The 24,806-nt window shown below is 58.8% G+C and carries 26 protein-coding genes and 1 tRNA gene; 14 read left to right on the top strand and 13 right to left on the bottom strand.

From position 1 onward, the window contains the following. Positions 1–68: 68 nt before the first annotated feature. From ACFSE1_RS04995 to pyrC, 4 genes are all read right to left on the bottom strand, one after another. Positions 69–995, bottom strand: coding sequence for a carbohydrate kinase family protein (locus tag ACFSE1_RS04995; RefSeq protein WP_377397207.1), 927 nt, complete (start codon positions 993–995; stop codon positions 69–71). Between the two features lie 186 nt (positions 996–1,181). Beyond that, a complete protein-coding gene (locus tag ACFSE1_RS04990; protein ID WP_377397204.1) occupies positions 1,182–1,880 on the bottom strand; it encodes an orotate phosphoribosyltransferase in 699 nt (232 codons plus the stop codon). Positions 1,881–2,125: 245 nt separating this feature from the next. After that, complete coding sequence (locus ACFSE1_RS04985) at positions 2,126–3,292, bottom strand: GGDEF domain-containing protein (RefSeq protein WP_377397263.1); 1,167 nt, start codon at positions 3,290–3,292, stop codon at positions 2,126–2,128. 90 nt (positions 3,293–3,382) lie between these two features. Further along, on the bottom strand, positions 3,383–4,432 hold the full coding sequence (pyrC, locus tag ACFSE1_RS04980; RefSeq protein WP_377397201.1) for a dihydroorotase: 1,050 nt from the start codon (positions 4,430–4,432) through the stop codon (positions 3,383–3,385). On the opposite strand from pyrC, the gene ACFSE1_RS04975 reads away from it, so the two are divergent. Together ACFSE1_RS04975 and ACFSE1_RS04970 are read left to right on the top strand one after the other, a co-directional pair. Beyond that, positions 4,416–4,586: a hypothetical protein gene (locus ACFSE1_RS04975; RefSeq protein WP_377397198.1), complete on the top strand. Its 171-nt coding sequence runs from the start codon at positions 4,416–4,418 to the stop codon at positions 4,584–4,586. The two genes, pyrC and ACFSE1_RS04975, sit on opposite strands and share 17 nt — an antisense overlap. Positions 4,587–4,659: 73 nt before the next feature. After that, positions 4,660–5,601: a tetratricopeptide repeat protein gene (locus ACFSE1_RS04970; protein ID WP_377397196.1), complete on the top strand. Its 942-nt coding sequence runs from the start codon at positions 4,660–4,662 to the stop codon at positions 5,599–5,601. Between the two features lie 15 nt (positions 5,602–5,616). Here ACFSE1_RS04970 and ACFSE1_RS04965 read toward each other — a convergent pair whose 3' ends face one another. Further along, complete coding sequence (locus ACFSE1_RS04965) at positions 5,617–6,657, bottom strand: proline racemase family protein (RefSeq protein ID WP_377397194.1); 1,041 nt, start codon at positions 6,655–6,657, stop codon at positions 5,617–5,619. A gap of 86 nt (positions 6,658–6,743) precedes the next feature. On the opposite strand from ACFSE1_RS04965, the gene cysQ reads away from it, so the two are divergent. Further along, the gene (gene cysQ / locus ACFSE1_RS04960; protein ID WP_377397192.1) at positions 6,744–7,610 is read left to right on the top strand and encodes a 3'(2'),5'-bisphosphate nucleotidase CysQ; all 867 of its coding nucleotides are present in this window, start codon (positions 6,744–6,746) and stop codon (positions 7,608–7,610) included. Between the two features lie 10 nt (positions 7,611–7,620). On the opposite strand, the gene hemN is transcribed toward cysQ, so the two are convergent. Beyond that, positions 7,621–8,970, bottom strand: coding sequence for an oxygen-independent coproporphyrinogen III oxidase (gene hemN, locus ACFSE1_RS04955; RefSeq protein WP_377397190.1), 1,350 nt, complete (start codon positions 8,968–8,970; stop codon positions 7,621–7,623). A gap of 65 nt (positions 8,971–9,035) precedes the next feature. Here hemN and ACFSE1_RS04950 point away from each other — a divergent pair, with 65 nt between their 5' ends. The 4 genes from ACFSE1_RS04950 to ACFSE1_RS04935 all read left to right on the top strand — a co-directional run bounded on the left by ACFSE1_RS04950 (position 9,036) and on the right by ACFSE1_RS04935 (position 11,586). Then, entirely contained in the window at positions 9,036–9,797 is a 762-nt protein-coding gene (locus ACFSE1_RS04950) for a Crp/Fnr family transcriptional regulator (RefSeq protein WP_377397188.1), read from the top strand. A 183-nt stretch (positions 9,798–9,980) separates the two neighbouring features. Next, positions 9,981–10,412, top strand: a complete 432-nt coding sequence (locus ACFSE1_RS04945; RefSeq protein ID WP_377397186.1) for a curlin — start codon at positions 9,981–9,983, stop codon at positions 10,410–10,412. A gap of 37 nt (positions 10,413–10,449) precedes the next feature. Then, complete coding sequence (gene csgH / locus ACFSE1_RS04940; RefSeq protein WP_377397184.1) at positions 10,450–10,845, top strand: curli-like amyloid fiber formation chaperone CsgH; 396 nt, start codon at positions 10,450–10,452, stop codon at positions 10,843–10,845. A gap of 357 nt (positions 10,846–11,202) precedes the next feature. After that, positions 11,203–11,586 carry a curlin gene (locus tag ACFSE1_RS04935; RefSeq protein WP_377397260.1) on the top strand — a complete coding sequence of 128 codons (384 nt, stop codon included), beginning with the start codon at positions 11,203–11,205 and terminating at the stop codon, positions 11,584–11,586. A 135-nt stretch (positions 11,587–11,721) separates the two neighbouring features. On the opposite strand, the gene ACFSE1_RS04930 is transcribed toward ACFSE1_RS04935, so the two are convergent. The 3 genes from ACFSE1_RS04930 to ACFSE1_RS04920 form a co-directional block, all read right to left on the bottom strand. After that, a tRNA-Arg gene (locus ACFSE1_RS04930) sits at positions 11,722–11,798 on the bottom strand. Between the two features lie 132 nt (positions 11,799–11,930). Continuing rightward, the gene (locus ACFSE1_RS04925) at positions 11,931–13,433 is read right to left on the bottom strand and encodes an ATP-binding protein (protein ID WP_377397182.1); all 1,503 of its coding nucleotides are present in this window, start codon (positions 13,431–13,433) and stop codon (positions 11,931–11,933) included. A gap of 225 nt (positions 13,434–13,658) precedes the next feature. Then, positions 13,659–15,737 (bottom strand): HAMP domain-containing methyl-accepting chemotaxis protein, encoded by a 2,079-nt coding sequence (locus ACFSE1_RS04920; protein WP_377397257.1) that lies wholly within the window; start codon positions 15,735–15,737, stop codon positions 13,659–13,661. A gap of 344 nt (positions 15,738–16,081) precedes the next feature. Here ACFSE1_RS04920 and rpmH point away from each other — a divergent pair, with 344 nt between their 5' ends. The 4 genes from rpmH (at position 16,082) to yihA (ending at position 19,164) form a co-directional block, all read left to right on the top strand. Beyond that, positions 16,082–16,216, top strand: a complete 135-nt coding sequence (gene rpmH / locus ACFSE1_RS04915; protein WP_078070738.1) for a 50S ribosomal protein L34 — start codon at positions 16,082–16,084, stop codon at positions 16,214–16,216. Between the two features lie 33 nt (positions 16,217–16,249). After that, on the top strand, positions 16,250–16,639 hold the full coding sequence (gene rnpA / locus ACFSE1_RS04910; protein WP_377397254.1) for a ribonuclease P protein component: 390 nt from the start codon (positions 16,250–16,252) through the stop codon (positions 16,637–16,639). Beyond that, positions 16,639–18,441 (top strand): membrane protein insertase YidC, encoded by a 1,803-nt coding sequence (gene yidC, locus ACFSE1_RS04905; protein WP_377397179.1) that lies wholly within the window; start codon positions 16,639–16,641, stop codon positions 18,439–18,441. Before rnpA ends, yidC begins: the two co-directional genes overlap by 1 nt. A 63-nt stretch (positions 18,442–18,504) precedes the next feature. After that, positions 18,505–19,164 (top strand): ribosome biogenesis GTP-binding protein YihA/YsxC, encoded by a 660-nt coding sequence (yihA, locus tag ACFSE1_RS04900; RefSeq protein WP_377397177.1) that lies wholly within the window; start codon positions 18,505–18,507, stop codon positions 19,162–19,164. Positions 19,165–19,225: 61 nt separating this feature from the next. On the opposite strand, the gene ACFSE1_RS04895 is transcribed toward yihA, so the two are convergent. From ACFSE1_RS04895 to ACFSE1_RS04885, 3 genes are all read right to left on the bottom strand, one after another. Continuing rightward, complete coding sequence (locus tag ACFSE1_RS04895; RefSeq protein WP_377397175.1) at positions 19,226–19,783, bottom strand: fasciclin domain-containing protein; 558 nt, start codon at positions 19,781–19,783, stop codon at positions 19,226–19,228. A 148-nt stretch (positions 19,784–19,931) separates the two neighbouring features. Beyond that, positions 19,932–20,663, bottom strand: a complete 732-nt coding sequence (locus ACFSE1_RS04890) for an anti-sigma factor (RefSeq protein ID WP_377397173.1) — start codon at positions 20,661–20,663, stop codon at positions 19,932–19,934. Further along, positions 20,660–21,205: a sigma-70 family RNA polymerase sigma factor gene (locus ACFSE1_RS04885; protein ID WP_377397171.1), complete on the bottom strand. Its 546-nt coding sequence runs from the start codon at positions 21,203–21,205 to the stop codon at positions 20,660–20,662. Before ACFSE1_RS04885 ends, ACFSE1_RS04890 begins: the two co-directional genes overlap by 4 nt. Before the next feature lie 137 nt (positions 21,206–21,342). Here ACFSE1_RS04885 and argB point away from each other — a divergent pair, with 137 nt between their 5' ends. After that, on the top strand, positions 21,343–22,227 hold the full coding sequence (gene argB / locus ACFSE1_RS04880) for an acetylglutamate kinase (protein ID WP_377397169.1): 885 nt from the start codon (positions 21,343–21,345) through the stop codon (positions 22,225–22,227). A gap of 18 nt (positions 22,228–22,245) precedes the next feature. Here the strand turns inward: argB and ACFSE1_RS04875 are convergent, their stop codons facing one another. Continuing rightward, on the bottom strand, positions 22,246–23,148 hold the full coding sequence (locus ACFSE1_RS04875; RefSeq protein WP_377397167.1) for an EamA family transporter: 903 nt from the start codon (positions 23,146–23,148) through the stop codon (positions 22,246–22,248). Between the two features lie 98 nt (positions 23,149–23,246). Between ACFSE1_RS04875 and ACFSE1_RS04870 the strand changes: the two genes are divergently transcribed. After that, on the top strand, positions 23,247–23,957 hold the full coding sequence (locus ACFSE1_RS04870; protein WP_377397165.1) for a pyrimidine 5'-nucleotidase: 711 nt from the start codon (positions 23,247–23,249) through the stop codon (positions 23,955–23,957). 118 nt (positions 23,958–24,075) lie between these two features. Next, complete coding sequence (locus ACFSE1_RS04865) at positions 24,076–24,753, top strand: EF-hand domain-containing protein (RefSeq protein WP_377397163.1); 678 nt, start codon at positions 24,076–24,078, stop codon at positions 24,751–24,753. Positions 24,754–24,806: the final 53 nt, after the last annotated feature.

Genomic DNA, 24,806 nt, shown 5'->3' with positions numbered 1-24,806 from the left:
CCTATGCCGCTATAATCAATCTATGTGCCGCACTCATCAACTCAAAATGAATGTCCACACGCCCTAGATCAGAGGCCGATTTCGTGGGCGTAGGGCGGGTTGGCACCGGCGCGGGAGACGGTGACGGCAGCGGCCTTTGCGCCAAGTGCAAGCGCGTCCCTGACGGCCTGTTCGGAAAGATGGGCGACCTTTTCCTTGGTCAGAAGGTTCTGCCGCTTCAATGAGGCGAGAATGCCGGCGTCGAACGTATCGCCAGCGCCGACCGTATCGACCACAGTTACCCGTTCAGCAGGAACGGCCACCTTGAAGCCGGGCGTGTAACCGACGGCACCTTCCGCGCCGCGGGTGATGACGACAAGCTTTGCACCCTGCCCCAGCCAATAGCGGGCCAGCGTATCGTGATCGCCTTCCATGCCGAACCATTCCAGATCCTCATCGGAAAACTTGATGATATCCGACATGGCGGCCATGCGGGCGACACGGCCATGATGCTTTTCGCGGTCCTTGATGAAACCCGGGCGAATATTCGGATCGAAGGAGATCACCCGGGTTTTGTATTCCCGCGCCATCAGGGTCTCATAGGTTTCGCCGCAGGGTTCGGGGATCAGGCTGATGGCACCGAAATGCATGGCTTCGATCTCCGGCCCCAGCTCCGGCAGATCCTCGCGGGACAACATGCGCCCCGCCGTTCCCTCGTCGTAGAAGGCATACGTGGCCTGCCCGTTGACCAGCTTGACGAAGGCAATGGTGGTGGGCCGGGAGGATGTTGCGCAGAAGCGATAATCGACATGGCTCTGTCTGAGCGTATCGCGCAGGATATCGCCCATCATGTCATCGGAAAGGCCGGTGAAAAAACCGGTGGGCTGGCCGAGACGCCCAAGCGCAATGGCGGTGTTGAAGATCGCGCCGCCTGCATAGGGCGCAAAGCCGTTTTCGCCCGCGGTCGTTTCGCGCGGCAACATGTCGATCAGGGCTTCACCACAGCACAGGATCATCAACAATCTCCCAGATTTGGCCAAGCCTGTTGCAGCTCCAGAAAAACGGCCTTGTTTTTTCGGATCTGTCGGCAGCGCTGCGGCCACCCGCATTCAATCGATTAAATTAATAGCTCGCACAAAGCCAGTCAATTTCGAAGATTTGATGGCAAGGCGAGCAAAAGCCCGCCGCACCTCATGCTCCGATCAGGTCGTGGGCAGTTCCGCGACGCCGCCATTGCGCGCCGACCAGGCCAGCGGCTGATCCAGGAAGCTTTCCACCTCCGCAAGCGTTGCGTCATCGAACAGCTTCTGTGCCTTCGCGACGGCCAGAACCTCTCTCCAGGTGGCGATGTAATGGCACTTGACCTTGCCGTTTTCGAAGCGGGCTTCCGCTTCCGGGAAGAAACCATAGTAGAACAGTGCGATGGCATGATCCACCACGCCGCCTGCGGCACGGATGGCATCGATGAATTTGAACATGCTGCCGCCAACCGTCGTCAGGTCCTCAATAACCAGAACGCGCGCGCCCTCCGGCATGTGACCCTCGATCTGGGCATTGCGGCCATGGCCCTTGGGCTGCTTGCGCACATAGATCATGGGAAGCGCCAGCCGCTCCGCCAGAAGTGCGGCAAAAGGAATGCCCGCAGTCTCGCCGCCTGCCACACAATCGAAGGCTTCGAAACCCGCATTCCGGGTCACGGTCGATGCGGCAAAATCCATGATGGTGGAGCGAATGCGCGGATAGGACAGCAGCTTGCGGCAATCGATATAGACCGGGCTCGCCATGCCGGAGGCCAGCTTGTAGGGCTGCTCGGGCCGGAAATGCACCGCGCCGATTTCCCAAAGCATCTTGGCCATGAGTTCTGCCATCACGGCGCGCTCGGGATAGGTCACCTGAATCATGCTGGTCTCCATGTTTGCAGCGCGAGGTGACCAAGCGTGAGAAAGCCACCGAGCCGCACTGCGGCTGATCTTGGGAAACGCTGTCGAATTCTATCCGGATTGCTCGAAAACCGACCCGCGTTTTCGAACTGACGCCTTAGCAGCAAGAGCAGAGGGAAGCCAGCATTGCCTCACGGCTTCACGAGCAAAAGGAGGCGCAGAGAGACTTATCCACTGCCCCGGTCCTGGCCCTTATCAAGCCGTTGTCAGGCCGTTGATCTGGCCGCTGTACAGGAGCCGCTTGTCGCCAGCTCCACCCGATTTCTGCCATTGCGCTTGGCCAGGTAAAGCGCAGCATCGGCCTTGCGTAGAATACCATCGAAATCGGCACAATCCTCACGACCATAGGCAACACCAGCACTGACAGTCGCTCGAATGACCTCGCCGTCGACATGAATTTCGCGGTCTGCGAAATTGCGACGAATGCGTTCGGACAGCCATTCAGCATAGCCAGGGGCGGCGTTACGTAGAACGGCTGCGAATTCTTCGCCACCAAGCCGTGCCGCCATCGTCAGGCCCGCGCACCTGTTCAGTTCCTCTGCAAACGCACGGATGACCTCGTCGCCGACGGCGTGTCCATGCTGGTCGTTGATCAACTTGAAGCGATCGATATCGAACACAATGACCGCAGTTTCAACGCTGAAACTCTGCTTCTCATAAGCCTCGAAAAGGGCGCGACGGTTGGACAGACCTGTCAATGCATCGGTGAGGGATTCGCGACGATGATGTTCCGTCAGTCGCGCCTGATGCACCATCAAGGACATGGCACCGATGCCGGTCATGCCCGCAATGCTGACAGCGATGTTCAGATCCTCGGCCCAATTATCCGGCGCTTTTCCCAGAACCCAATGATGGCCGAGTGCAAGAACTGCCGCACACAGGACAAAAGACGTACCCGTCATGGCATAGAGTGCGGCCATTCCCGTGAGAGGTCCCCGCGCCTCTTCCCGCGCGCGCCAATATTCCAAGGCAGTCGCGAACAACATTGAGGCGGCCGCGAGGTTGAGGCTGACAAAGCCCAAACCATCCAGCCCCAGCGCGATGGGCAATGCCGTCAGTGCCGCCGCCCAAAGAGAGGCCTGCAGCCCGGCACCAATGGAGGATGCACCGGTTCGGAACTGGCGGGCGGCGGCATAGATGGTGGCAAAGCCCATCAACATCAGCGAGCAGCAAGCAACCGCGATCCAAGGCGATGGAGTTTCCGTGTAATAGCTGTAGGTGAAGATGCCGGGAACGAGAAAAGCGAGTCCCACGACACAGGTCAGCAGAAAGCCATCCTGCCGGCGCGCCATCCACGTGCCCAAAATTGTCAGCAACAGACACAGCGTGGAAACGCCAAGGGAAATCAGCAAAGTCCTGTAGTCCAGCATCATGCTCACCTGAAACGACGCTATCATACGCTTATGCGCTGACGCTAAATGCCATTTCCACCTGAAAGAGTATTCCGTCCGACGAAACGCAAGCTATGATTCGCTTTCGCGCACTGCCCAATGCAGCGGGAACTGCGGATCGAAGACGGTGACGGGACCGGCACCGGTTTCGACCTTGGCGGGATAGACGAGAGGCTCATCGCGCTTTTCCAGCACCATCATCTCGTCGTTTACAGGCAGGCCATACCAGGCCGGACCGTGCAGCGAGGTGAAACCTTCCAGACGATCCAGGGCGTTTTCCTCCTCGAACACGTGAGCAAGGCAGCTCATGGTGTTGATAGAGGTGTAGATGCCAGCGCAACCGCAGGCGCATTCCTTCATACCATCGACATGCGGCGCTGAATCGGTTCCCAGGAAGAAACGCCGGTCGCCGGAGGTTGCCGCCTTGCGCAGCGCCTGACGATCCCTCTCCCGCTTGGCAATCGGCAGGCAGTAGTAATGGGGGCGGATTCCGCCGACGAGGATGGCATTGCGGTTGATGATGAGGTGGTGGGTGGTGATGGAACCTGCCAGATTTTGATCGCTCGCCAGAATGTAATCGACGCCAACCTTGCTCGTCACATGTTCCATGGTGATCTTCAGCTCGGGGATGCGGCGGCGGATGAGATCGAGCTTCTCTTCAATAAAAACGGCTTCACGGTCGAAGATATCAACCTCCGGCGTGGTGACCTCGCCATGAACGCAGAGATTGAGACCCACCTTCGCCATGCGCTCCAGCACCGGCATGGCCTTGTCCAGATCCCGCACCCCGCCATGCGAATTGGTGGTGGCACCGGCCGGATAAAGCTTGACGGCCTTGATCAGCCCGCTCTTCTTGCCCTCCTCGACATCGTTCGGATCGGTATGGTCGGTCAGATAGAGCGTCATCAGCGGCTCGAACCTATGCCCGGCAGGGATCGCATCGAGAATGCGCTGCTGATAGGCCCTGGCATCCGCTGTCGTAACCACCGGCGGCACGAGATTGGGCATGATGATGGCACGGGCAAAATGGCGCGACGTATCGCCGATCACGCCGGAAAGCATGGCGCCATCGCGCAAATGCAGGTGCCAATCATCCGGGCGTCGTATGCTGATCGTCTTCATCGCCGTTATTCCGCTGAATTATGATGGGGTTGGTTTCGCAATAGCACCGGAAAGGGGAAGGCGACAACCTGTTTTGCCGGGCGTCTGGCTGAAGCGCATGGCCAGCTCTCGTCTCTTCAAGCCCGATCAGCAAGCCGTGATCGGCAACAAGTAAAGGAACCGTTTACGCACCCGCGGCGTTGGATAGGCAACAAGATCATAAACAAAACCAACCGCCGGAGAGAAGAATGACTACGCGTTCTTCCAGACTCAAGACATTTGCAAGTGTGTGTACAGGAACTGTGTTTGCTGTCGGCGCCATGACGGCAAGCTTGAGCGCCCAACCGTCTTCAGACCGCATCGTTTCGGCTGCCATGCAGGAACAATGCGACCGGATGGCAGGCAGCCCCTACGACTTGAACCGCAACCAGGCCTTCTCGCCCGTCAGCATTGAACAGATCGACGGCGCAGCCGTGGCGGCCTGTTCGATTGCCTTCAAGGAAACGCAAAATCCGCGTTTTGCCTTCCAGCTTGGCCGCGCCCTGAACAAGACAGAGCACGCTGATCAGGCCATGAGCGCCTATGAGACGGCAGTCAATGCCGATTACTCCGCCGCTAAGGTTAACCTTGGAATGTTGCTTGGCCGTCTTGGCGATCAGGAATCCGAATTCAGGATGTATTCCCAAGCCGCCGATGCAGGCAATGTGCTTGCCGCCTATAATCTGGGTGTTGCCTATCGCGACGGCCTCGGCACCCGGCCGGATGCCGCCAAGGCGATCCACTGGTTCGAATTTGCCGCAGCGCACGGCGATGACACGGCAGCCTTCAACCTCGGCGCCATCTATGACGAGGGAAAGCTGGTGCCCGAAGACAACCAGATGGCAATTGCCTGGTATGATGTTGCGGCCAAACGCGGCAGCACCGATGCCATGATCAATCTGGGCCTGATGTATGAAGCCGGGGAAGGCATCCAGGCAAACCCGGAGCGGGCGGCGCAGCTTTATGCCGATGCGGCTTCTCAGGGTGACACATTCGGCGCGCAGAAGCTGATGGAGATGCAGCAGGCTGGCCTTCTGCCGAAGACCGCACCGGAAGACGAGCCTCAGGTTGCTGCCAATGCCAATGGCCTGGATATGCTGGTGCTTGAGGATGGCGATGTCGTCATCCCCTCCACGCTCCTCGAAATCTGATGGTCAGGCCATCAATCAGCCGGGAATATCCCCGGCTGAGGGTCCCCACACATCCGTCATCGCAAAGCCGTTCGCCAGTGGATCAAACGGATCGAGCGCCACGGTCTGCTGGCCGAAGGTGAAGCCGCGACCGCTGATGGTTGGAATCACGGCATCGCGATTGCCGACCTTGGCGAGCGCCTTCAACCCCACCCGGAACTCCGAGCCGATGATCGAGCGCGAGGTCAGCACATCGCCGACCTTCGCTTTTCCGCGCGCGTGGAGTGTGGCCAGATTGGCGGAATTGCCCGTTCCGCACGGCGAGCGATCCGCACGCCCCGGCCACATGGTGGTGCAGGTGCGAATGGTGCCATCGGGATCGGTATCGCGGAACATGACATAGGCAATACCGGACACGGCCGGAATTTCCGGATGGACCACCGGAAAAGCCTGATTGACCGCAGACTTCAGTTCCATGCCAGCCGCGACGAGGGCTGCGGCGTTCTTCTTCTCAATCGTCAGGCCAAGCTGACGCACATCCACAAGCGCGTAGAACACGCCGCCATAGGCGATATCCATGAGGATGCGGCCCCAGCGGGTTTCCAGCGCGACATCCAGCTCATGCACGAAGGATGGCACCATAGTCAGCTCCACACGCTCGCAGCGACCGTCCCGGCATGTGGCTTTCGCCCGCACCAGACCGGCTGCGGTTTCCAGCGTGACAATGGTTTCCGGCTCCTGCATCTCGACAATACCCGCTTCCAGAAGGGCTGTGGTGACGCAGATGGAATTGGAACCGGAACTGGCATGGGCCTGATCCGGCTGAAGGATGATGAAGGCGGCATCGGCCTGCGGATCGCTTGGCGGCAGCAGCAGATTGACCGAGCCGATGGGATTTCCGCGCGGCTCAAGACAAAGGAAGCGACGAAGTTCCTGGCCCTTCGGATCCGAATTCAGCCAGGCCAGCTTGTCCGCAGTTGTGTGACCTGGAATTTTCGGCACGCCTCCGATGGCAACCTTGCCAATCTCTCCTTCGGCATGCACATCCAGCAACTGCATCGTCCGCTTCCAACGCATGGTCTGCCAATCCTTCCACATCCGGCATCAATGAGGATTGGACCATATTGCCATCGCCTGCGCCTGCAAATCCTCCCCGGGCATCTATGACAGAAATTCTTGGCAAACTGCGGATTGCATTCCGCTGCCATGTGCCGCATTTAAACCCTATGCAGAACGGTGCGGAACAATTGCTGGCTGTTTTTGAAGAGGCCGCGCTTCAGGCAGGACAGATCATCCTGACGATCTACCGGCGTGGTTGCGGCGTTGCCCACAAGAGCGACGAATCCCCGGTGACGGAAGCGGATATTACGGCGGAAGCCTGCATCCTCGCGCTTCTGAAGGACAAACTCCCCGATATTCCGATCATTGCCGAAGAACAGATGTCACAGGGCATCCGCTCCGACATTTCCGGCGGTCGCTTCATTCTGATCGACCCGCTGGATGGAACGCGCGAATTCATCAGCCATAACGGCGAGTTTACCGTCAACATTGCGCTGATCGACAATGGTGTTCCCATTGCCGGCATCGTGTATGCACCGGCCCTCGGCACGGCCTATCTCGGCGGGCCGCAAGGTGCGTGGAAACTGACCGTGGACGCAAGCGGCGCGGTGACCGAACGCCACCCCATTCACGCACGCGCGGTCGCAAAGCCGCCGGTTGCCATGATCAGCCGTTCCCATCTGGATGAGAAGTGCCAGCCTTACCTCAAGGCGCTCGGTGTGACGGAATATCGCCAGATCGGCTCGTCATTGAAATTCGGGCTGCTGGCGGAGGGACTGGCAGACCTTTACCTGCGCTATAACCGCACGATGGAATGGGACACGGCGGCGGGTGATGCCGTGTTGCGCGCGGCGGGCGGCTCAGTCCTCACCGCCGATGGGGCACCCCTCACCTACGGCAAGATCAACCGCAGCGACGATGCCGATTTCGCCAATCCGGGCTTCTTCGCCTGGGGCCGGCGCGATTGCTGAGACCGCGACCTCATACGGCAACGGAATGGCGCGCTGCATTGCGGCCAAAATACTGATCGAAACTTGCGGCGATGGTGCGCACGAAAGGTCTTCCCGGCTCGAGCACTTCAAAGCGATCGCCGTCGAAAGCGGTGAAGCCGTCGATATCCTGCTGCACGATGCGTGCGGCATCCGACATCAGCACATCCGCCGCCGATCCGAACTCCTGCCGCAGTTCCCGGGCGGAAAAGGAATAGCTGCACATCAACTGCTCGATGGCAGAGCCCACGGCGCGATCCGTGGCACTGAGCGCAAAGCCTTTCGCGATGGGCAGCCGCCCTTCGCTCACCGAACGCATGTATTCGCCGGTGGCAACGATGTTCTGCACATAGCCTGCCTGCACCTTTCCAATGGCTGAGGCCCCAAGACCAATCATGCTGGGCGCCCGATCCGTGGTATAGCCCTGGAAATTCCGCTTTACCTGTCCGGATTGCAGAGCCCTTGCCAGACTGTCGCCGGGTCTCGCAAAGTGATCGATACCGACCGCAAGATAGCCTTCCGCCGTCACCATATCCGCAATCAGCTGCTGCATGGCAAAGCGCTCTTCCACCCCGGCAAGCGCTGCCTCATCGATCAGGGTCTGGTGCTTCTTCATCCATGGCACATGCGCATAGCCGAAAATGGCAAAGCGATCCGGCTGCATGGACAGGGCCAGGCGCAGCGTTTGCGCCAGGCTTTCCAATGTCTGATGCGGCAGGCCGTAAACGACATCCAGATTGATGCCACCCACCTGCAGGTCACGAAGCTGCGAGACGACTTCTGCCGTCTGCTCGAAAGATTGAGGGCGGTTGATCGCCGCCTGTACGTCGGCATGAAAATCCTGCACGCCGACGCTGGCACGGTTCACGCCAAAGGCTCGCCAGGCGGCAAGCTTTTCCGCATCCACGAAACCGGGATCGATCTCGACACTGATCTCGCAATCGGCCTCGATATCGAAGGCAGTCTCAAGCGCCGTGCGAAGACGGGCGAGATCGGCGATGGAAAGGATGGTGGGAGAGCCGCCACCCATATGGATGTAACCGAGCCGGCGCCGCCTGGGCAGGCGCGAGGCAACCAGCGCCATTTCCGCAAGCAGGGCCTCGACATAGCCTGCCACCGGCTCATAGCGTTTGGTCTGCTTGGTATGGCAACCGCAATACCAACAGAGCCGGTCACAGAAAGGAATATGGAGATAGAGGGACAGCGCATCCTCTCCATCCTCCGCCGCCAGCCATTTCGCATAGGCATTGTGATCAATACCGGCGTGGAAGTGAGGCGCCGTCGGATAGCTGGTATAGCGAGGGACGGCGACGGCATAACGGCGCAGGAGATCTGATTGCATGGCGTTTCCTTTCCACGCCACAATAGAAAGGAAAAAGGGGCCATCCTTGATCAAGATCAAGCGGAATGGGCAGACTGGCGGAAAGCCGCTATAACGGTCCTGCCATGGACATCACGCGCTCCGACATCCACAATTGCGAACTCCCGGACCTCTGCAAGGCTTGCGAGGTCCGCCATAAGGGCATGTGCGGCGCGCTCAACGCGACCGAACTCAGCTATCTTTCCAAGCATACGCGTCAGCTCAGCCAGCCTGCCGGTGAGGAACTGGTCGGGGAAAGCACTGAAGTGCAGGCCTACGACAATATCATGCGGGGTGTGGTGAAACTTTCCAAAACACTGGAAGACGGCCGCCAACAGATCGTGGGACTGCAATTCGCCCCGGATCTCGTCGGCAGGCTCTATGCAAGCGAAAGCCCGCTGACGGCCGAATCCGCTTCCAGTGTCGAGCTTTGCCGGGTGCCGCGCGCCATTCTCGAGCGGCTGATCGAAGGAAACCCGACACTGCGCAAGCGGCTGATGGATCAGTCTCTGCGTGAACTGGATGAAGCACGCGACTGGATGGTGACGCTGGGGCGCAAATCGGCGGCAGAAAAGGTTGCCAGCCTGCTGCTTCTGATCGCCACGCATCTGGACCCGGACGCCGAAGGGGAAAGACGCGTCTTCGACCTGCCGGTCTCGCGCCTCGATATTGCCGATTATCTGGGCCTCACCATAGAGACCGTATCCCGCAACTTCACGCGGCTGAAGACGGACAGGATTATCCAAATCACCGCAAACCGCCATATCGAGGTGCTCAGCCTGACACGGCTCAGGGCACGGGCGGGCTGACGACTGCTTTTAGCGCAGCCGGACGCAAAACCGCTAAAGCACTTTTGGCTCGGACATGCTTCGGGTGACAGCGAGACCGGGTTCTGAACGGCAGTTAAACAGGGCCTTCAGCAGAGGTTCCAAGAGCCCACCTTAAAAAGAAAGCGTTCAACGGCGGCATTGCCCGCACAAGGAGACGCTTCCATGATTGCCAAGTCTTTCCTCGCTCTTGCTACCATTGCCAGCCTTGCTGGCGCTGTGCCTGCTTTGGCCAATGATGTTCGCATTGAGCAGTATGGTTGGTCAAACTCAGCGGGCGGCGCGCAGAACGGATACTGGAACCGGATGCGGGTCTATCAGAACGGCCACGCCAACACCTCTGCCAGTCATCAGCGCGGCTATGGCAATCTCTCCGTAACCGGACAGGAAGGGTATCGCAGCCGGGCAACGACCTACCAGACCGGCAACCGTAATGCCGCTGGCATTGCGCAGTTCGGCTCTGACCACACCACCATCCTGACCCAGGACGGCAATGGCAATATCGCCGCTGGCGTTCAGGTCGGTCGCGGCTGTGGCGCGAATGTCGCCCAGGGCGGCAGCGGCAATGTGGCCGCCTTCGTACAATCCTGCGACTGACCTTCAAAAACGCTCGATCCCAGCGCGGAGTATGGCAATGTTCACGCATATGAATGTGAAAAGCACGGTGGCCCTGACATTGCTGATTGCAGCGGCAGGCAGCACCACAGGTCTTGCTCTTGCCGCCGGTTCGGCCAAAGGACCGCTGCGCTGCGAGCTCAAGGTCACCAACACAGGCGGCATGACAATGCTTCAAGCCTTTGTCGTGTCAGACAGGGAGGTGGATGGCACATACCGTCTGAAGGTGGACGGTAGCGGGCAAGGCGGCACAAGCACGATCCAGCAGGGCGGCCCCTTCAGCGCCAGTTCTGCCAAGCCGACCTCTCTCGGCAGCGTTTCGCTCGGTTCCGGCTCGGCCTATGATGCCCGCCTGGACATCACGGCTGGCGGAAAAAGCGTGAAATGCCTCGAAACCGTCGCTCCCAGAATCTGAAATTGATTTCATCCTGCACCAGAGCCGGCCCGAGAGGGCCGGTTTTGCGTTAAAGCAGGTCAGGCAAGTCTGAACAGCGGTTTTGCAAGGAAAAACTGAGGCGGGGCTGAGGCTTTAAGCATTCTCGTATCTAGCAGACATACGACGACGCTCTCACTCTTTGTTTTTACGCATTTCCGGACGGAAGAGCGGAGATATTCTTCAGCCCTGCCTGCATTCACCAGCCCCTCGAAACAAGAGGCAGACGGCGGCTGAACGCCAGCTAAACACCTGCTTCCGCATCGGTTCATCCGGCAGATGGCATCATCTTCCTACAAGCCTGAGGAGATTGCCATGAACACGCTTTTGAAAACGACGATGATTTGCGCCGCACTGGCCGGAACCACCCTGCCTGCGATGACAACGCCTGCCATGGCTGGCGGCTCCGTTTCCTTCAACCTTGCTCCTCCGGCAGAAGGCGCCGACCTGCTTTCCACGGGCATGCGGATCTATTCCATGTATCGCGGCTTAAAGAATGGCGAGATCCGCCAGAATGGCGAAGGGAATGCCGCTGGCCTCTATCAGGGTGGCCGGGGCAATATCGGCTTCATTCGGCAAAGAGGCCAGGATCATCGCGCAACCCTGAGGCAGACGGGGGAGGATAATGCCTACGGCATTTTTCAATACGGTCGCGGTACCCAGACAGATGTGGAACAACGGGGATATGGCCAGAGCGGCCTGACCTTCAGCTACGGCTGGTAAAAAACCGATACTATTCGAGACTCATGTCGCGCAAATGTGTTGCGCGGCTTTGGCAAGGACTTGGTGTGAAACAGTGGCGTCAAACGGCAATCCATCTGGATTGCAACACGCATTATATTGCCGAGACGAAAAGAGTGGCGCACCCGAAGAGATTCGAACTCCTGACCCCCAGATTCGTAGTCTGGTGCTCTATCCAGCTGAGCTACGGGTGCTTGCCTCACCGACTGTCCGTCGGCGTTGGCGATCCTCTAAAGCCTTGCGCCGAGGATTGCAAGCGCTTTTGGTGAGATGCCTGTCATTTTACTGCAATAAGTTCATAAACCATTGATTTTTTTACATAATTTTCACGCCCTCGCTCGATACTCCTCCAGAGCGACCGGGCGATCTGGAATTTCGATGCGAAATTGCGTGCCGCGCACGGGCTTTTCCACCAGTGCAATCGTGCCGCCGTGCGCCAGCACAAGCTCTCGCGCAATGGCCAGCCCCAGACCGGTGCCGCCGGAGCGCGCCGATCCACGAAAGGCAGCAAAAAGATTCTCGCGCGCCTTTTGCGGCATTCCAGGCCCATTATCGTCAACGATGATGCTGACCACCGTTCCGACCCTTTGCGCGGTGAGAAGAATGCGGTGCGACTGTCCTTCTTCCGCCTCGGCCTGACCGAGTGCCTGCACTGCATTGCGGCAGAGGTTATGGATGACGCGGAACAATTGCTCGCTGTCGGCATCCACCTCCAGATCCGGCGCAATCTGCTCGACAAATTCAATTCCGCCCTCTGGCTCAAGCGCCAGGATATCCTTCACATCCTGGCACAGCTCCGCAAGCTTGAGGCGCCGACGACGCGGGGCAGCTTCCGATGCCTGACCATAGGAAAGAACCTCGCTGGTATAGCCCACCGCACGATCGATCGTGCGCAGAAGCTTGGGCGCGAAACTGCGCACCATGGGATCTTCAACATCCACAAGCCGGTCCGACATCAGCTGGGCAGAGGCCAGGATATTGCGCATGTCATGATTGATCTTGGAAACAGCCAGCCCAAGGTCTGCCAGATTTTTTTGCTGCTTCAAGGTTCTTTGAAGCTCGGTCTGCATGGCGGCCAGGTGGCGTCCTGCCACCTCCAGCTCACCCCTGGCACGACCGGGCTTGAACACGCGCTGCGGATCCTCGGGCCTTTCCGAAAAAAGCTGCATGCTATGGGTCAACCGCCGGATCGGGCTGATCATCATCTTGTTGATCGAAAGATAAATCAGCACGGCCGTGAAGACGGAGATCAGGAGCGAAATGGCAAACATGAGCTTGGAAAAGCCGATCATCTCCTTTCGCAGGGCATCATCGGTCATCACAAGCTCGATGATCATGTCGGTTTCGCCGATGGGGCCGAAAACGCGCATCACCCGCCCCCCGCCCAGAAAAAGCGTATCCAGAGCATTTCTCAGCGACTGGACCATGGTTTCATGTGCCAGATCGTAGGTTTCATCCACCTGCGGCGGCACATCAATGGCGGCCAGCAGGCGTGACGTTCCATCCTTGCGCAGCGCTAGAACCTTTGTGCCGGTGGCGAGCAGCGTGTCGTTCTGCACCTCGCGGGGAAGTTCCGGAGATTGCAGGCCATCGATGACGATGCCTGCAGCCGCAGCCGTATCCAGCCGGTCGCGCAGCCACGTCACACGCATGACGGAGATCGAGGGGATGAAGATGAGGATTTCCGCCAGCATGATGAAGGCGACAGTCAGCCACAACAAACGCCCCGACAAGCCGCCCAGCCTGCGCGGCATCGGCTCGATCCTCTGATCGGCCTCTTGTGCGGGGGCTTTTCCCGCAGGGGCGGAAAGGTCCGCCTCATCGGTCATGCGGGTCTCCATTCCTACCGCAGGTGACATCTGCACCACCGCAGAACGGGCGCGGGCAGACAAGAGCGCTCTCAACAAACCACAACAAGGATTTCAGGCCCCAGGGCAGCGCGTGCTGCCTCTCGGACCGGAAAACCATCATGGCCAAATAGTAATGGCACCAGAGGGGTTTTTCCACCCCTCTGGTGCCATGTTTCAATTACCTTTCGGTAAGGTAGGTTCCGATCAGAACTCTTCCCAGTTCTCACCACTGGGCGCTACGGCCGCCGCTGCCGAACCGGACCCGGAAAGAACCCGCGCGAGGTTACCGACCATTCTGCGCGCCGGAGATGACTTTGGCGAAGACCCTGCACCGGCCAATTGGGGCGCAGAGGCAGACGCTGCTGCCGGCTGAGCCTTGACCGGCTGGGACACAGGCGGAGCAACGGGCTGCTGGGCAACCGGCCGTTCGCCAAGCTGGAAGTGAGACAGAAGCGAGAAGAGCGTCGAGGTTTCCTGCGAGAGCTTATGAGTTGCTGCGGAGGTTTCCTCCACCATTGCCGCATTCTTCTGCGTCACCTGATCCATCTGGTTGACGGCCGTATTCACCTCCTGCAGACCTGTCGCCTGTTCGCGAGACGCAGTTGCAATGGAATGAATGTGGTCGTTAATGCTCAGAACGCGGGTTTCGATCTCACCCAGCGACGTACCTGTCTTCTGGACCAGTTTCACGCCACCGGCGACCTCTTCCCCGGACTTGGTGATCAGCGTCTTGATGTCCTTCGCCGCATTGGCGGACCGCTGGGCCAGCTCACGCACTTCCTGCGCAACAACCGCGAAGCCCTTGCCTGCCTCACCGGCGCGCGCTGCCTCGACGCCCGCATTCAGGGCAAGGAGGTTGGTCTGGAAGGCGATTTCGTCGATCACATTGATGATTTGGGAAATCTCGTGCGAGGCCTGTTCGATCCGGCCCATGGCAGCAATTGCATCGCGAACAACAGTGGCGGACTGAGCCGCGCTCTGCTTCGCCTCGCTGACCATCTCGCTGGCTTCCTGCGCACGCACCGTGGATGTCTGCACCACGGCGGTAATCTCTTCCAGCGCGGCAGAGGTTTGCTCCAGCGCGGCAGCCTGCTGCTCCGTGCGGCGCGACAGATCGTCAGCAGCAATACGAAGCTCTTGCGAGTTCTGGGAGATCGAGCTTGTCGCCACATGGACCTCGGACATCGTCCTGCGCAGGCCGAGGATTGCCTCATTGACGTTGCGCTGAAGTTCGGCGAAAGCGCCGCGGAAGTCTCCCGTCATCGTCTCCGTCAAATCACCCTGGGCCAAACGCTTCAGCACGGCACCCGTGCGATTAAGGCCAGTATCCACAGCTTCCAGCAACTGGTCCACGTTGCGGGCAAAACGGTCCAGCGCAGGATCGCCGAAGTCCTTGTTGATGCGAGATGAGAAATCGCCATTCGCCGCTGCCGCCATTACGCTTGCCATACGGTTCTGCAGGGCATCGCTCTTGGCGCGATTGGCGCTTTCCTCCGCATTCATACGGTTGACTTCAAGGCCATTGCTCTTGAACACTTCGACAGCAGCGGCCATGTCGCCGATCTCATCTGCACGGCCCAAGCATGGGATCTGTGCCGTATAATCGCCGGACGCCAGTTGCTTCATGGATTCCGTCAGCCCTGTGATTGGACGGCTGAGCGAACGGCTGCCAATATATATGCCGACACCCGCACCCGCAGAGACACCAACCAGTGTGACGCCGCCGACGAGCATGACGAGCATGTTGCCGAGATCCGCGATATCATTTTTGACCTGGGTGAGTTCGGCAAGGTCCGCGTTGACGATGGCATCGATTTCACCCTGAAATGCCTTGCGGTTATTGCGGTTTGCCTCGTTGTTACCCTGCTTGTTGGCGGCAGCGGGGCCTTCTGCCTTTGCCAGACGGACGGTTTCACTGCGGAAGCTGCGGAATTCCTTTGCACGCACCATCATGGCATCGAAAGCCGCTTTCTGCGAGGCGGGAACGAGCGGTTGCCATGCGTTCAGTACCGTGTCCATCTGATCAAGGCTCTTCATCAAGCCCTGCCCGAACTTCTCCGCATCGGCTGAATCCTTGGAGGCGTAAATACCGCGTGCTTCCATGACCACAGCGGTGACAGCACGATTGAGGCTTTCGCCGCGATAGGCGCGCTCGGCTGCAGCGTTGACCTTTTCCATTCTATCGTTGAACGCTGATATGGAAAATAACGATAGTCCGCCGGTAACCAGAGCCACTAGGCTCAGGATACCGACGAGAAAATTGATCTTGCCTCGAATTTTCATCATGCCCTTCCTTCAGATCCGTCCAACCGGTCAACTGAGCCCCCGCTCCCGGTTATTCATCTCAACCTTGGCACCGAGCAATTAAGGAACACTGAAGAAAAAGCATGACGAGTAACAGTCAGAAATCTCACCCCCTGCGTGCCAAGCAAGGCGTCACAGCCTCCTATCGGTAACGTGAGTGCGCCGCGCAATTGACTTTAAAGAGCCTATGCCCTTATAAGCCCCGCCACGTACGGCTTTCTGGGCGCGCGCGAGCGCGTTTCCGTGTCGTACCGATTTCAGCAACGCTCTTGCTCCAAAAGGAGCAAACTCAAGAAGGGCCGCACACCGCGGTGTTAAAAAAAATGAAGCGTACCTACCAACCGTCCAAGCTTGTTCGCAAGCGTCGTCACGGCTTCCGCGCCCGCATGGCTACCAATGGCGGCCGCAAGGTTCTTGCTGCACGTCGCGCACGTGGCCGCAAGCGTCTGTCGGCTTAATTGCCGATTGCCCGAGAGAATGACCGGGCGATGATGTCGAAAGACACACAAAAGCGAACTGTCGGGCGGTTGAAAAACCGGCCGCAGTTTCTTGCCGTGAGAGATGGTGAGAAGCGCCGTGGTCCGCTCTTCCTTCTGGAGGTTCTGGATCGCAGGCAACCGGACAGCGAGCCGCGCGTCGGCTTCACGGTGACCAAAAAGCAGGGTAATGCCGTGGAGCGCAACCGGATGAAGCGGCGTTTGCGCGAGGCAGTGCGACAAAAGGCCGGATCGGCGATGAAGAACGGTCACGATTACGTCATCGTCGCGCGTCGCGAGATCCTGACCGCATCCTTTGCCGAAATGACATCGGCGCTTTCCGAGCGGTTGGAAAGCAAGCCGAAAAACAAGCGGTCCGAGGGGACCCGTTCCAGGAAAGCATGATGGAAAAGAACCGTAATTACTTCATCGCGATCGCTCTTTCAGTGGTGATCGTTCTTGCCTGGCAGTTCCTCTACATGAACCCGAGGATCGAAGCGCAACGCCGTGCCGAGGAAGCCCGTCTGGCGCAGCAGGGCCAGAGCCAGGTGATCCAGCCGGAAAGCCCCGGCGCGCAGAGCCCTGTGCAGCCGAATGGAGCGCTTCCAGGCAATGTACAGGCGCAGGCACAGGCAACGCGCGAAGAAGCGTTGACCAGGACGCCGCGCATCACAATCGACACGCCGGCTCTTTCCGGCACCATCAATCTCACGGGCGCGCGTTTCGACGATCTGCATCTTCGCGACTATCATGAGACTGTCGATCCGAAGAGCCCGACCATCACGCTCTTCTCGCCAGCCGATACGCGCGACGGCTACTTCACGGAACTGGGCTATATCGGCACCGCAGAAACCGGCAGCGTTCCGGGGCCATCCACCGTCTGGACCGCTCCGGAAGGCGCAAAGCTGACCGTTCAGACACCGGTGACGCTGACCTTCACCAACGAAAAAGGCGTCGTCTTCAACCGCACGATCACCGTCGACGAGCATTACATGCTGACCGTCACCGACAAGATCGAGAACGGTTCCGGCGCGCCGATCAGCCTTTCCTCCTATGGCCGCGTCACGCGTTACAACAAGCCGGACCATCCCTCCGTCTATGTCATTCACGAGGGCTTCCTCGGTGTCATCGGCGCTGAAGCGGGCTTGAGCGAGCACAGCTACAGCAGCGTTGAAAAGGAAGCGACGAACAATCCGAAGGCAACCGGCGGCTGGCTTGGCATCACGGACAAGTATTGGGCGGCAACGCTTATTCCGGCACAGAGCCTGCCTTACGAATCCCGCTTCACCCACTTCACCGACGGCCAGTCACGCTATCAGGCTGACTTCAAGACGGACAGCTTCACGGTTGCGCCTGCGCAGTCGACCGAAGTGAAGAACCTTGTTTTTGCAGGCGCCAAGGAAGTGCCGCTGGTGGATGGATACGAGGCCAGCCTCTCCATTCCAAAGTTTGACCTTCTGATCGACTGGGGATGGTTCTACTTCATCACCAAGCCGATGTTTAAGCTGATGGATTTCTTCTTCCGCTACTTCGGCAATTTCGGTGTCGCCATCCTCTGCACCACCATCGTGGTGAAGGCGATCTTCTTCCCGCTGGCCAGCAAGCAATATGCTTCGATGGCGGCCATGAAGCGCGTGCAGCCAAAGATGGAAGAGCTGAAAGCCAAGCATGGCGATGACCGCATGGCCATGCAGCAGGCCATGATGCAGCTCTACAAGGAAGAGAAGATCAACCCGATCGCGGGCTGCTGGCCTGTGATCCTGCAGATCCCGATCTTCTTCTCGCTGTACAAGGTGATCTATGTCACCATTGAAATGCGCCATGCGCCCTTCTTCGGCTGGATCCAGGATCTGTCAGCGCCCGACCCGACCTCGCTGTTCAACCTCTTCGGATTGCTGCCCTATGACGTGCCGCATGCGCTGATGATCGGCATCTGGCCAATCATCATGGGCATCACCATGTTCCTGCAAATGCGCATGAACCCGACTCCGCCGGATCCGACACAGGCGATGATCTTCACCTGGATGCCGCTGGTCTTCACCTTCATGCTGGCCTCCTTCCCGGCTGGTCTGGTGATCTACTGGGCCTGGAACAACACGCTCTCCATCATGCAGCAGGCTGTGATCATGAAGCGCCACGGTGCAAAGATCGAGCTGTTCGACAACTTGAAGAATGTCTTCCGACGAAAGCCGGCCGAGACCAAGTGATGATCGAAAGCCCCGGCAAAACACCGGGGCTTTCCGTATGGGGACCAGCGTAAAGGGCGACGAATGACTGACACGATCTCAAAAGAAGACCTGCCTCTCTTCGGCCGCCCCTGGATCTTCATCCGCGGCGTGCCTTCGATGAAATTCCTGCCGCCGGAAGGACCGCTGGAAGTGGCGTTTGCCGGGCGCTCGAATGTCGGCAAATCCTCGCTGATCAACGCCCTGGTGGGACAAAAAGGACTGGCGAGAACCTCCAACACCCCGGGTCGGACGCAGGAACTCAACTATTTCGTGCCGGATGGCTATTCCGGCGAAGGAAGCGACCTTCCGCCGATGGCGCTTGTCGACATGCCGGGATACGGCTACGCACAGGCCCCGAAGGAACAGGTCGATGCCTGGACGAGACTGGTGTTCGACTATCTGCGCGGGCGCGCCACCTTGAAGCGTGTCTATGTGCTGATCGACAGCCGCCACGGCTTGAAGAAAAATGACGATGAGGTTCTGTCCCTCCTCGACAAGGCGGCGGTTTCCTACCAGATCGTGCTGACCAAGACCGACAAGATCAAGCCGCCAGCCGTCACGCGGCTGATCGAGGAGACCCTGGAGAAAATCCGCAAGCGGCCGGCTGCCTATCCGCACGTGATTGCGACCTCTTCCGAGAAATCCAGCGGGCTGGACGAATTGCGGGCGGAAATCGCCAAGACGGTTGGCAAAGAGCAATAATCGAAAGGCGAGCGGCCTGAACCGCTCGCCAAAACTTCCGGCTTTTTCCGTCTGAAGAGGCTTACATCTTCGGCAGCATGACGCGATCGATCACATGGATCACGCCATTGGACTGCTTCACATCCGCAATGGTGACCTTCGCAACATCGCCCGTCTCATCCGTCAGCGAGATGGACTTGCCGCTCATCTTCGCCTTGAGCACGCAGCCGCCGACAGTCTTCACATCGTGCTCGCCGCCATCGTCCTTGATCATCTTTGCGATTGCGCCGGACATGGCGTCAGCGGCGACGACATGGCAGGTGAGTATCTTGGTGAGCTTTGCCTTGTTTTCCGGCTTGAGAAGAGTTTCCACCGTTCCTTTTGGCAGCTTTTCGAAAGCGGCATTGGTGGGAGCGAAGACGGTGAACGGCCCCTTCCCCTGCAGTGTTTCAACGAGGCCGGCCGCCTTCACGGCCGCGACCAGCGTGGTATGATCCTTGGAATTTGCGGCGTTCTCGACAATGTTCTTCGTCTCATACATCGCCGCACCGCCCACTTTCGGATTCGCTGCCTGCGAAACGAGTGTAGAGCCGGCAAGAATGGCAGTCGCCAGAACGGTATGGGTTACGACCTTGAACATGGATATTTCCTCTTCCTTCGTTCAAACGCCGGCGGGCAAGCCCGCTCGGTGATCCGCACCATCGGGATCGAACACAAGGACGAGTGCATTTTCAGAAAAGTTTCACCTCCGCGCCTTTTTTTTTCACGCAGGCAGGCGAACAAGAGCGTCAGGGCATGCGAACCTGGCCAGAGGCGATGACCGGCCCTGTGGGAGAGGCATTCGGTGAACCGCCCTCCGGCTCCAGGCTGACCGCCAGTGTCACGCCACTGGTCAATTCGCCGCGCATGGCATCGGGTATCACAACCTCGCCCTCACCATCCTGCGGCAGCACGCCCAGCGAAATGGCGGGATCATTGCCGCGGATCATCCAAAGCTCCAGCGATTTCGGCTGCGGCTGGCCGCTTGCAACAGGCGTCAGGCGGATGCGCCCATCGGCCGGATTGAAATCTGCCGCAAGGCTGAGCACTGTATCGCCATGACCTTCCAGATGGGCATGCAGGAGCCGCTCCGGCTTGGCAGGCGACACAGGCGGGCGAAGGCCAAAAATCAGCACCCCGGCAAGCATGGCGAAAGAGCCGAAAGCAAGACTGCGCCAAAGCGGAGCGGAGGACCAGAGGCGCGTCCAAATGGCGGCCCGGACAGGCTGTTCCGCGGCACCGAACAGGCGATATTCAATCGCAGGAAATACCGTGGCCGATGGCGTCTGGGCCACATAGGCCTCATCCATCGGCGCGAGATTATCCTCCCACCTGGCAACAATCGCGGCGAAGGCTCTGTCCCGTCTCAGGCGCTGCTCAACCTGCAGCCTCTTCTCACTGGAAAGAACGCCCAGAACATATTCACCGGCGAGAACCTCGTCCCGGGCGCGATCTCCTTCGCTCTGGTCAGGATTGCTCATCTGGTCATGCACTCTCTGAGTTTAAGCAGGCTGCGCCTCAGCCATGTGCGCATGGTGTTTAATGGAACACCATAAAGTTCCGCCAATTCCTGATAGCTCAAGCCATCCACATAGGCGGCGCGCACGGCACCGGCCCGGTTAGAATCCAATTCTTGCATGCACCTGTCAATGCGCCTGCCCTCACCTTTCATCGCGGTTTCCGTCTCCGGGTCGGGTCCCGTATCAAGATCCCATTCGGCCCCCTCCTCCACACTCTCCGCCGCTGGCTGCCTGCGCCGCAAAACATCCAGACAATGGTTGCGAGCCACGGCCGTCAACCACGGCCATGCACTGGGGGTGGAACCGGAAAATCGATCCGCCCGATACCAGAGCTTCACGAAAACCTCCTGCAAAGCATCTTCCGCATCATGCCTGTCCTTCAAAAGACGCAGGCAGATGCCGAAAAGTTTCGGCGACACCTTCGCATAAAGCGCTCGAAAGGCTGCACGATCCTGAAGCGCAATGCGGGCCAGCAGCTCGGGAAGTTCCGAATCACCGCTCATGCGTCGTGTCTCATTGAACCGATCCAGCCTTGCTGATGAAAGTTAACCCTGCCTACGCCGATTTGTTCGGCGCGGATTGTTCCCTCTGTCAAAAACATGGGTTAAAAGGCCGCACGCAAGTTTCCAGAGGTATCTCCATGTCCACGTCCGAAAGCGAGATGCAGGCCCGTCTGTTGGCGCAGGCGCTGCCTTATATGCAAAAATACGAGAACAAGACGATCGTCGTGAAATATGGCGGGCACGCCATGGGCGATACGGCTCTCGGCAAGGCTTTCGCGGAAGACATCGCCCTCTTGAAGCAATCCGGCATCAACCCGATCGTCGTGCACGGCGGCGGACCGCAGATCGGCGCCATGCTTTCCAAGATGGGCATCGAATCCAAGTTTGAAGGCGGGCTTCGCGTGACGGACCAGAAGACGGTCGAGATCGTCGAAATGGTTCTCGCTGGCTCCATCAACAAGGAAATCGTCGCCCTCATCAACCAGACCGGCGAGTGGGCAATCGGACTTTGCGGCAAGGACGGCAACATGGTCTTTGCCGAGAAGGCAAAGAAAACCTTTGTCGATCCGGATTCCAACATCGAACGCGTGCTGGATCTGGGTTTTGTCGGCGAAATCGTCGAAGTAGACCGTACGCTTCTCGATCTTCTGGCAAAATCGGAAATGATTCCTGTCATCGCCCCCGTGGCTCCGGGCCGCGACGGCGCGACCTACAACATCAATGCAGACACCTTTGCCGGGGCAATTGCCGGTGCTCTGCGTGCCGACCGTCTCCTGTTCCTTACCGATGTTCCAGGAGTTCTGGACAAGGACAAGAACCTCATCAAGGAGCTTTCCGTCGCACAGGCACAGGCTCTCATCAAGGATGGCACGATCTCCGGCGGCATGATCCCCAAGGTCGAAACCTGCATCCAGGCCATTCGCGCGGGCGTTCAGGGCGTTGTCATCCTGAATGGCAAGGTTGCCCATTCCGTCCTTCTGGAAATCTTCACGGAAGGCGCAGGCACACTCATCGTTCCCTGATCGTCTGCGCAACAATCGTCAAAGCATGACGATACCCAGGATGCCTGCAAGGATCAGCAGGCATCCTGCGACTTCGAGTGTATTCACCCGCTCCTTGAAGACCAGCACCGACGCCATGAAGGTGAAGACCAGTTCTATCTGGCCCAGTGCGCGCACATAGGCCACCTGTTGCAGCGTCATCGCGGTAAACCATCCCGCAGAACCGACAACACCTGCCAGCCCCACCAGTGACGACGAGCGCCAGGAGCGGGCGACGCGGCCAATTTCGGCCCTGTCGATCAACAGCATCCAGATCAGCATATAGAGTGTCTGGAAACCGGTCACGCAGACCAGCGTAACGGCTGCCTGCATGAGCGGATTGGGGCCATCGAGCGATAATGAGGCTGTGCGATAGGCAACGGCGGAAATGCCGAACACGCCGCCGGACGCCATGCCGATCAGCGCCGTCCGGCTGAAGAGAGCCGCAAGGAGATTGCCGATTGTCAGCTTTGTGCGGGCAACGGAGATCAGCATGACGCCGATGACGCCAATGATGATGGCAAGAACCGCACCCAGCTTCAGCGTTTCGCCCAGAATGATCCAGCCGAAGACGGCTGCCTGCATGGGCTCGGTCTTCGAATAGGCTGTGCCAACAGTGAAATTGCGCAGAGAGAACAGATAGACCAGCATAATGGTCGCATAGATCTGCGCCAAACCACCGACAACCGCCCAGAAAACGAAGCCAGTGTTGAGGGCTGGCAGGGAATAGCCGACCGCGAAATGAAGAATCAGCACGTAGAGGAGCGCGATGGGAAAGCCATAGCCAAAGCGCACGAAACTGGCGCCCCGCGTTCCAAGGCTGGAGCGCAGATGACGCTGCAGCGCAGACCGCAGATTTTGCAGGAATGCGGCGGCGATGGTGATGGGGATCCAGAGTTCCATGACAGGCCCCTATCACGACGTTTACCCCACGCAAAGGCACTGGGGAGCCGGAACGGTTCTCCCTTTTCATTTCAGCCCTGAAAGGGCATAAAGCTCTCATGCTAAAGCTCAACAATGCACCAGAACCCGCCGAATTCGCCCATATCCGTGACTGGGTGTTCGATCTCGACAACACGCTCTATCCGCATCACATCAATCTGTTCTCGCAGATCGATCGCAACATGACGGCCTTCGTGGCGGAACTGCTGCAACTCGAGCCGGAAGAAGCGCGCAAGGTGCAAAAGCGCTATTACCATGAGCATGGAACGACGCTGCGCGGCCTGATGATGCATCATCAGATCGATCCAAACGCCTTTCTGGAACGCGCGCACGCCATCGATTACTCCATACTGTTGCCGGACCCGGACCTCGGGGAAGCCATCAAGGCTTTGCCGGGACGCAAGTTCATCTTTACCAACGGCACGGTTTCCCATGCGCAGGCGGCAGCGCGGGCCTTGGGAATCCTCGATCACTTCGACGATATTTTCGACATTGTGGCGGCGGATTATGTGCCGAAGCCCGCAGGCGAAACCTATGACAAGTTCACCCAGTTGAAGCGGATCGATGCCCGCAACGCAGCCATGTTCGAGGATCTTCCACGCAATCTGGAAGTTCCACGCGCGATTGGCATGAAAACCGTTCTGCTGGTGCCCCGCAATCTGGGCGATATTGTCATTGAACAGTGGGAACAGGCCGACGAAGCCGATCCGAATGTGGATTATCTGACAGACGATCTGGCAAGCTTCCTGCGCGCCTTGCAGGCCTCCTGATAAACTGCCGGGCGGTTTATTACCAAAGTTTCACCCAGCCTTACCGGGTTTTAAGTGGTCATGCATGTGCCTGACGCCTACCTTTGTCTGACAAGGACAAAGGAAAGGAAGCACTCCCATGACGGTCAAGAAACTCGCGCTCGCAGCACTGGGCGCCACATTCCTTGCAGGCGCCATGGCCCCGGCAAGCTTTGCTGCACCGGGCGCTCCCGGTCGCGGTCCTGGCGGACACGCCCCTCATGCCGGGATCATGCGTGAAATCATGTTCGTGCGCCTGCTGAAGGACGCCGACACCAACAAGGACGCCAAGATCAGCAAGGAAGAGTTCAGGGACTATGAGACCAAGCTGTTCGATGCGGCTGATGCAAACAAGGATGGCATTCTGACGCCGGGCGAGCTTCGCAAATTTCACGAAGCGCGGATGGAAGAATGGCGCGAGAAGCGCAAGGCAGACCGTGCAGAGGCCGCCGATGACGATCAGGACGAGATGGCACAGGCACCGGATGCACCGCCACCCGGTCCGGATGCAAAACCCGGCCCTGACGGAAAGGATGGATCAGGCCCCAGACATGAGGCCCGTGACCGGGGCGAACGCGGTGAAGGCCGTAACTGGCATTATGCGGGAATGCGCTACGGCATGATGAATGCTGGCATCTTCCGCTTTGCGGATACGGACGAGAATGGGCAAATCAGCAAGGAAGAGGCGTCCGCAGCGGCAAACAAGCTGTTTGGCAGGCTGGATCGCACCAAGGATGGAGTGATCTCCATCGACGACATGCCGGATCGCCCCCTGTAACCACCGCCTGAGGGCAAAAGAATGGAGCCTGTCCCGTCACTGCGGGGCAGGCT

This window comes from Affinirhizobium helianthi (assembly GCF_042680945.1).
In the GTDB taxonomy this organism is placed as follows: domain Bacteria; phylum Pseudomonadota; class Alphaproteobacteria; order Rhizobiales; family Rhizobiaceae; genus Neorhizobium; species Neorhizobium helianthi.
The sequence above is the reverse complement of the archived record's forward strand: the minus strand, read 5'-3'. Positions and strand labels throughout refer to the sequence as shown.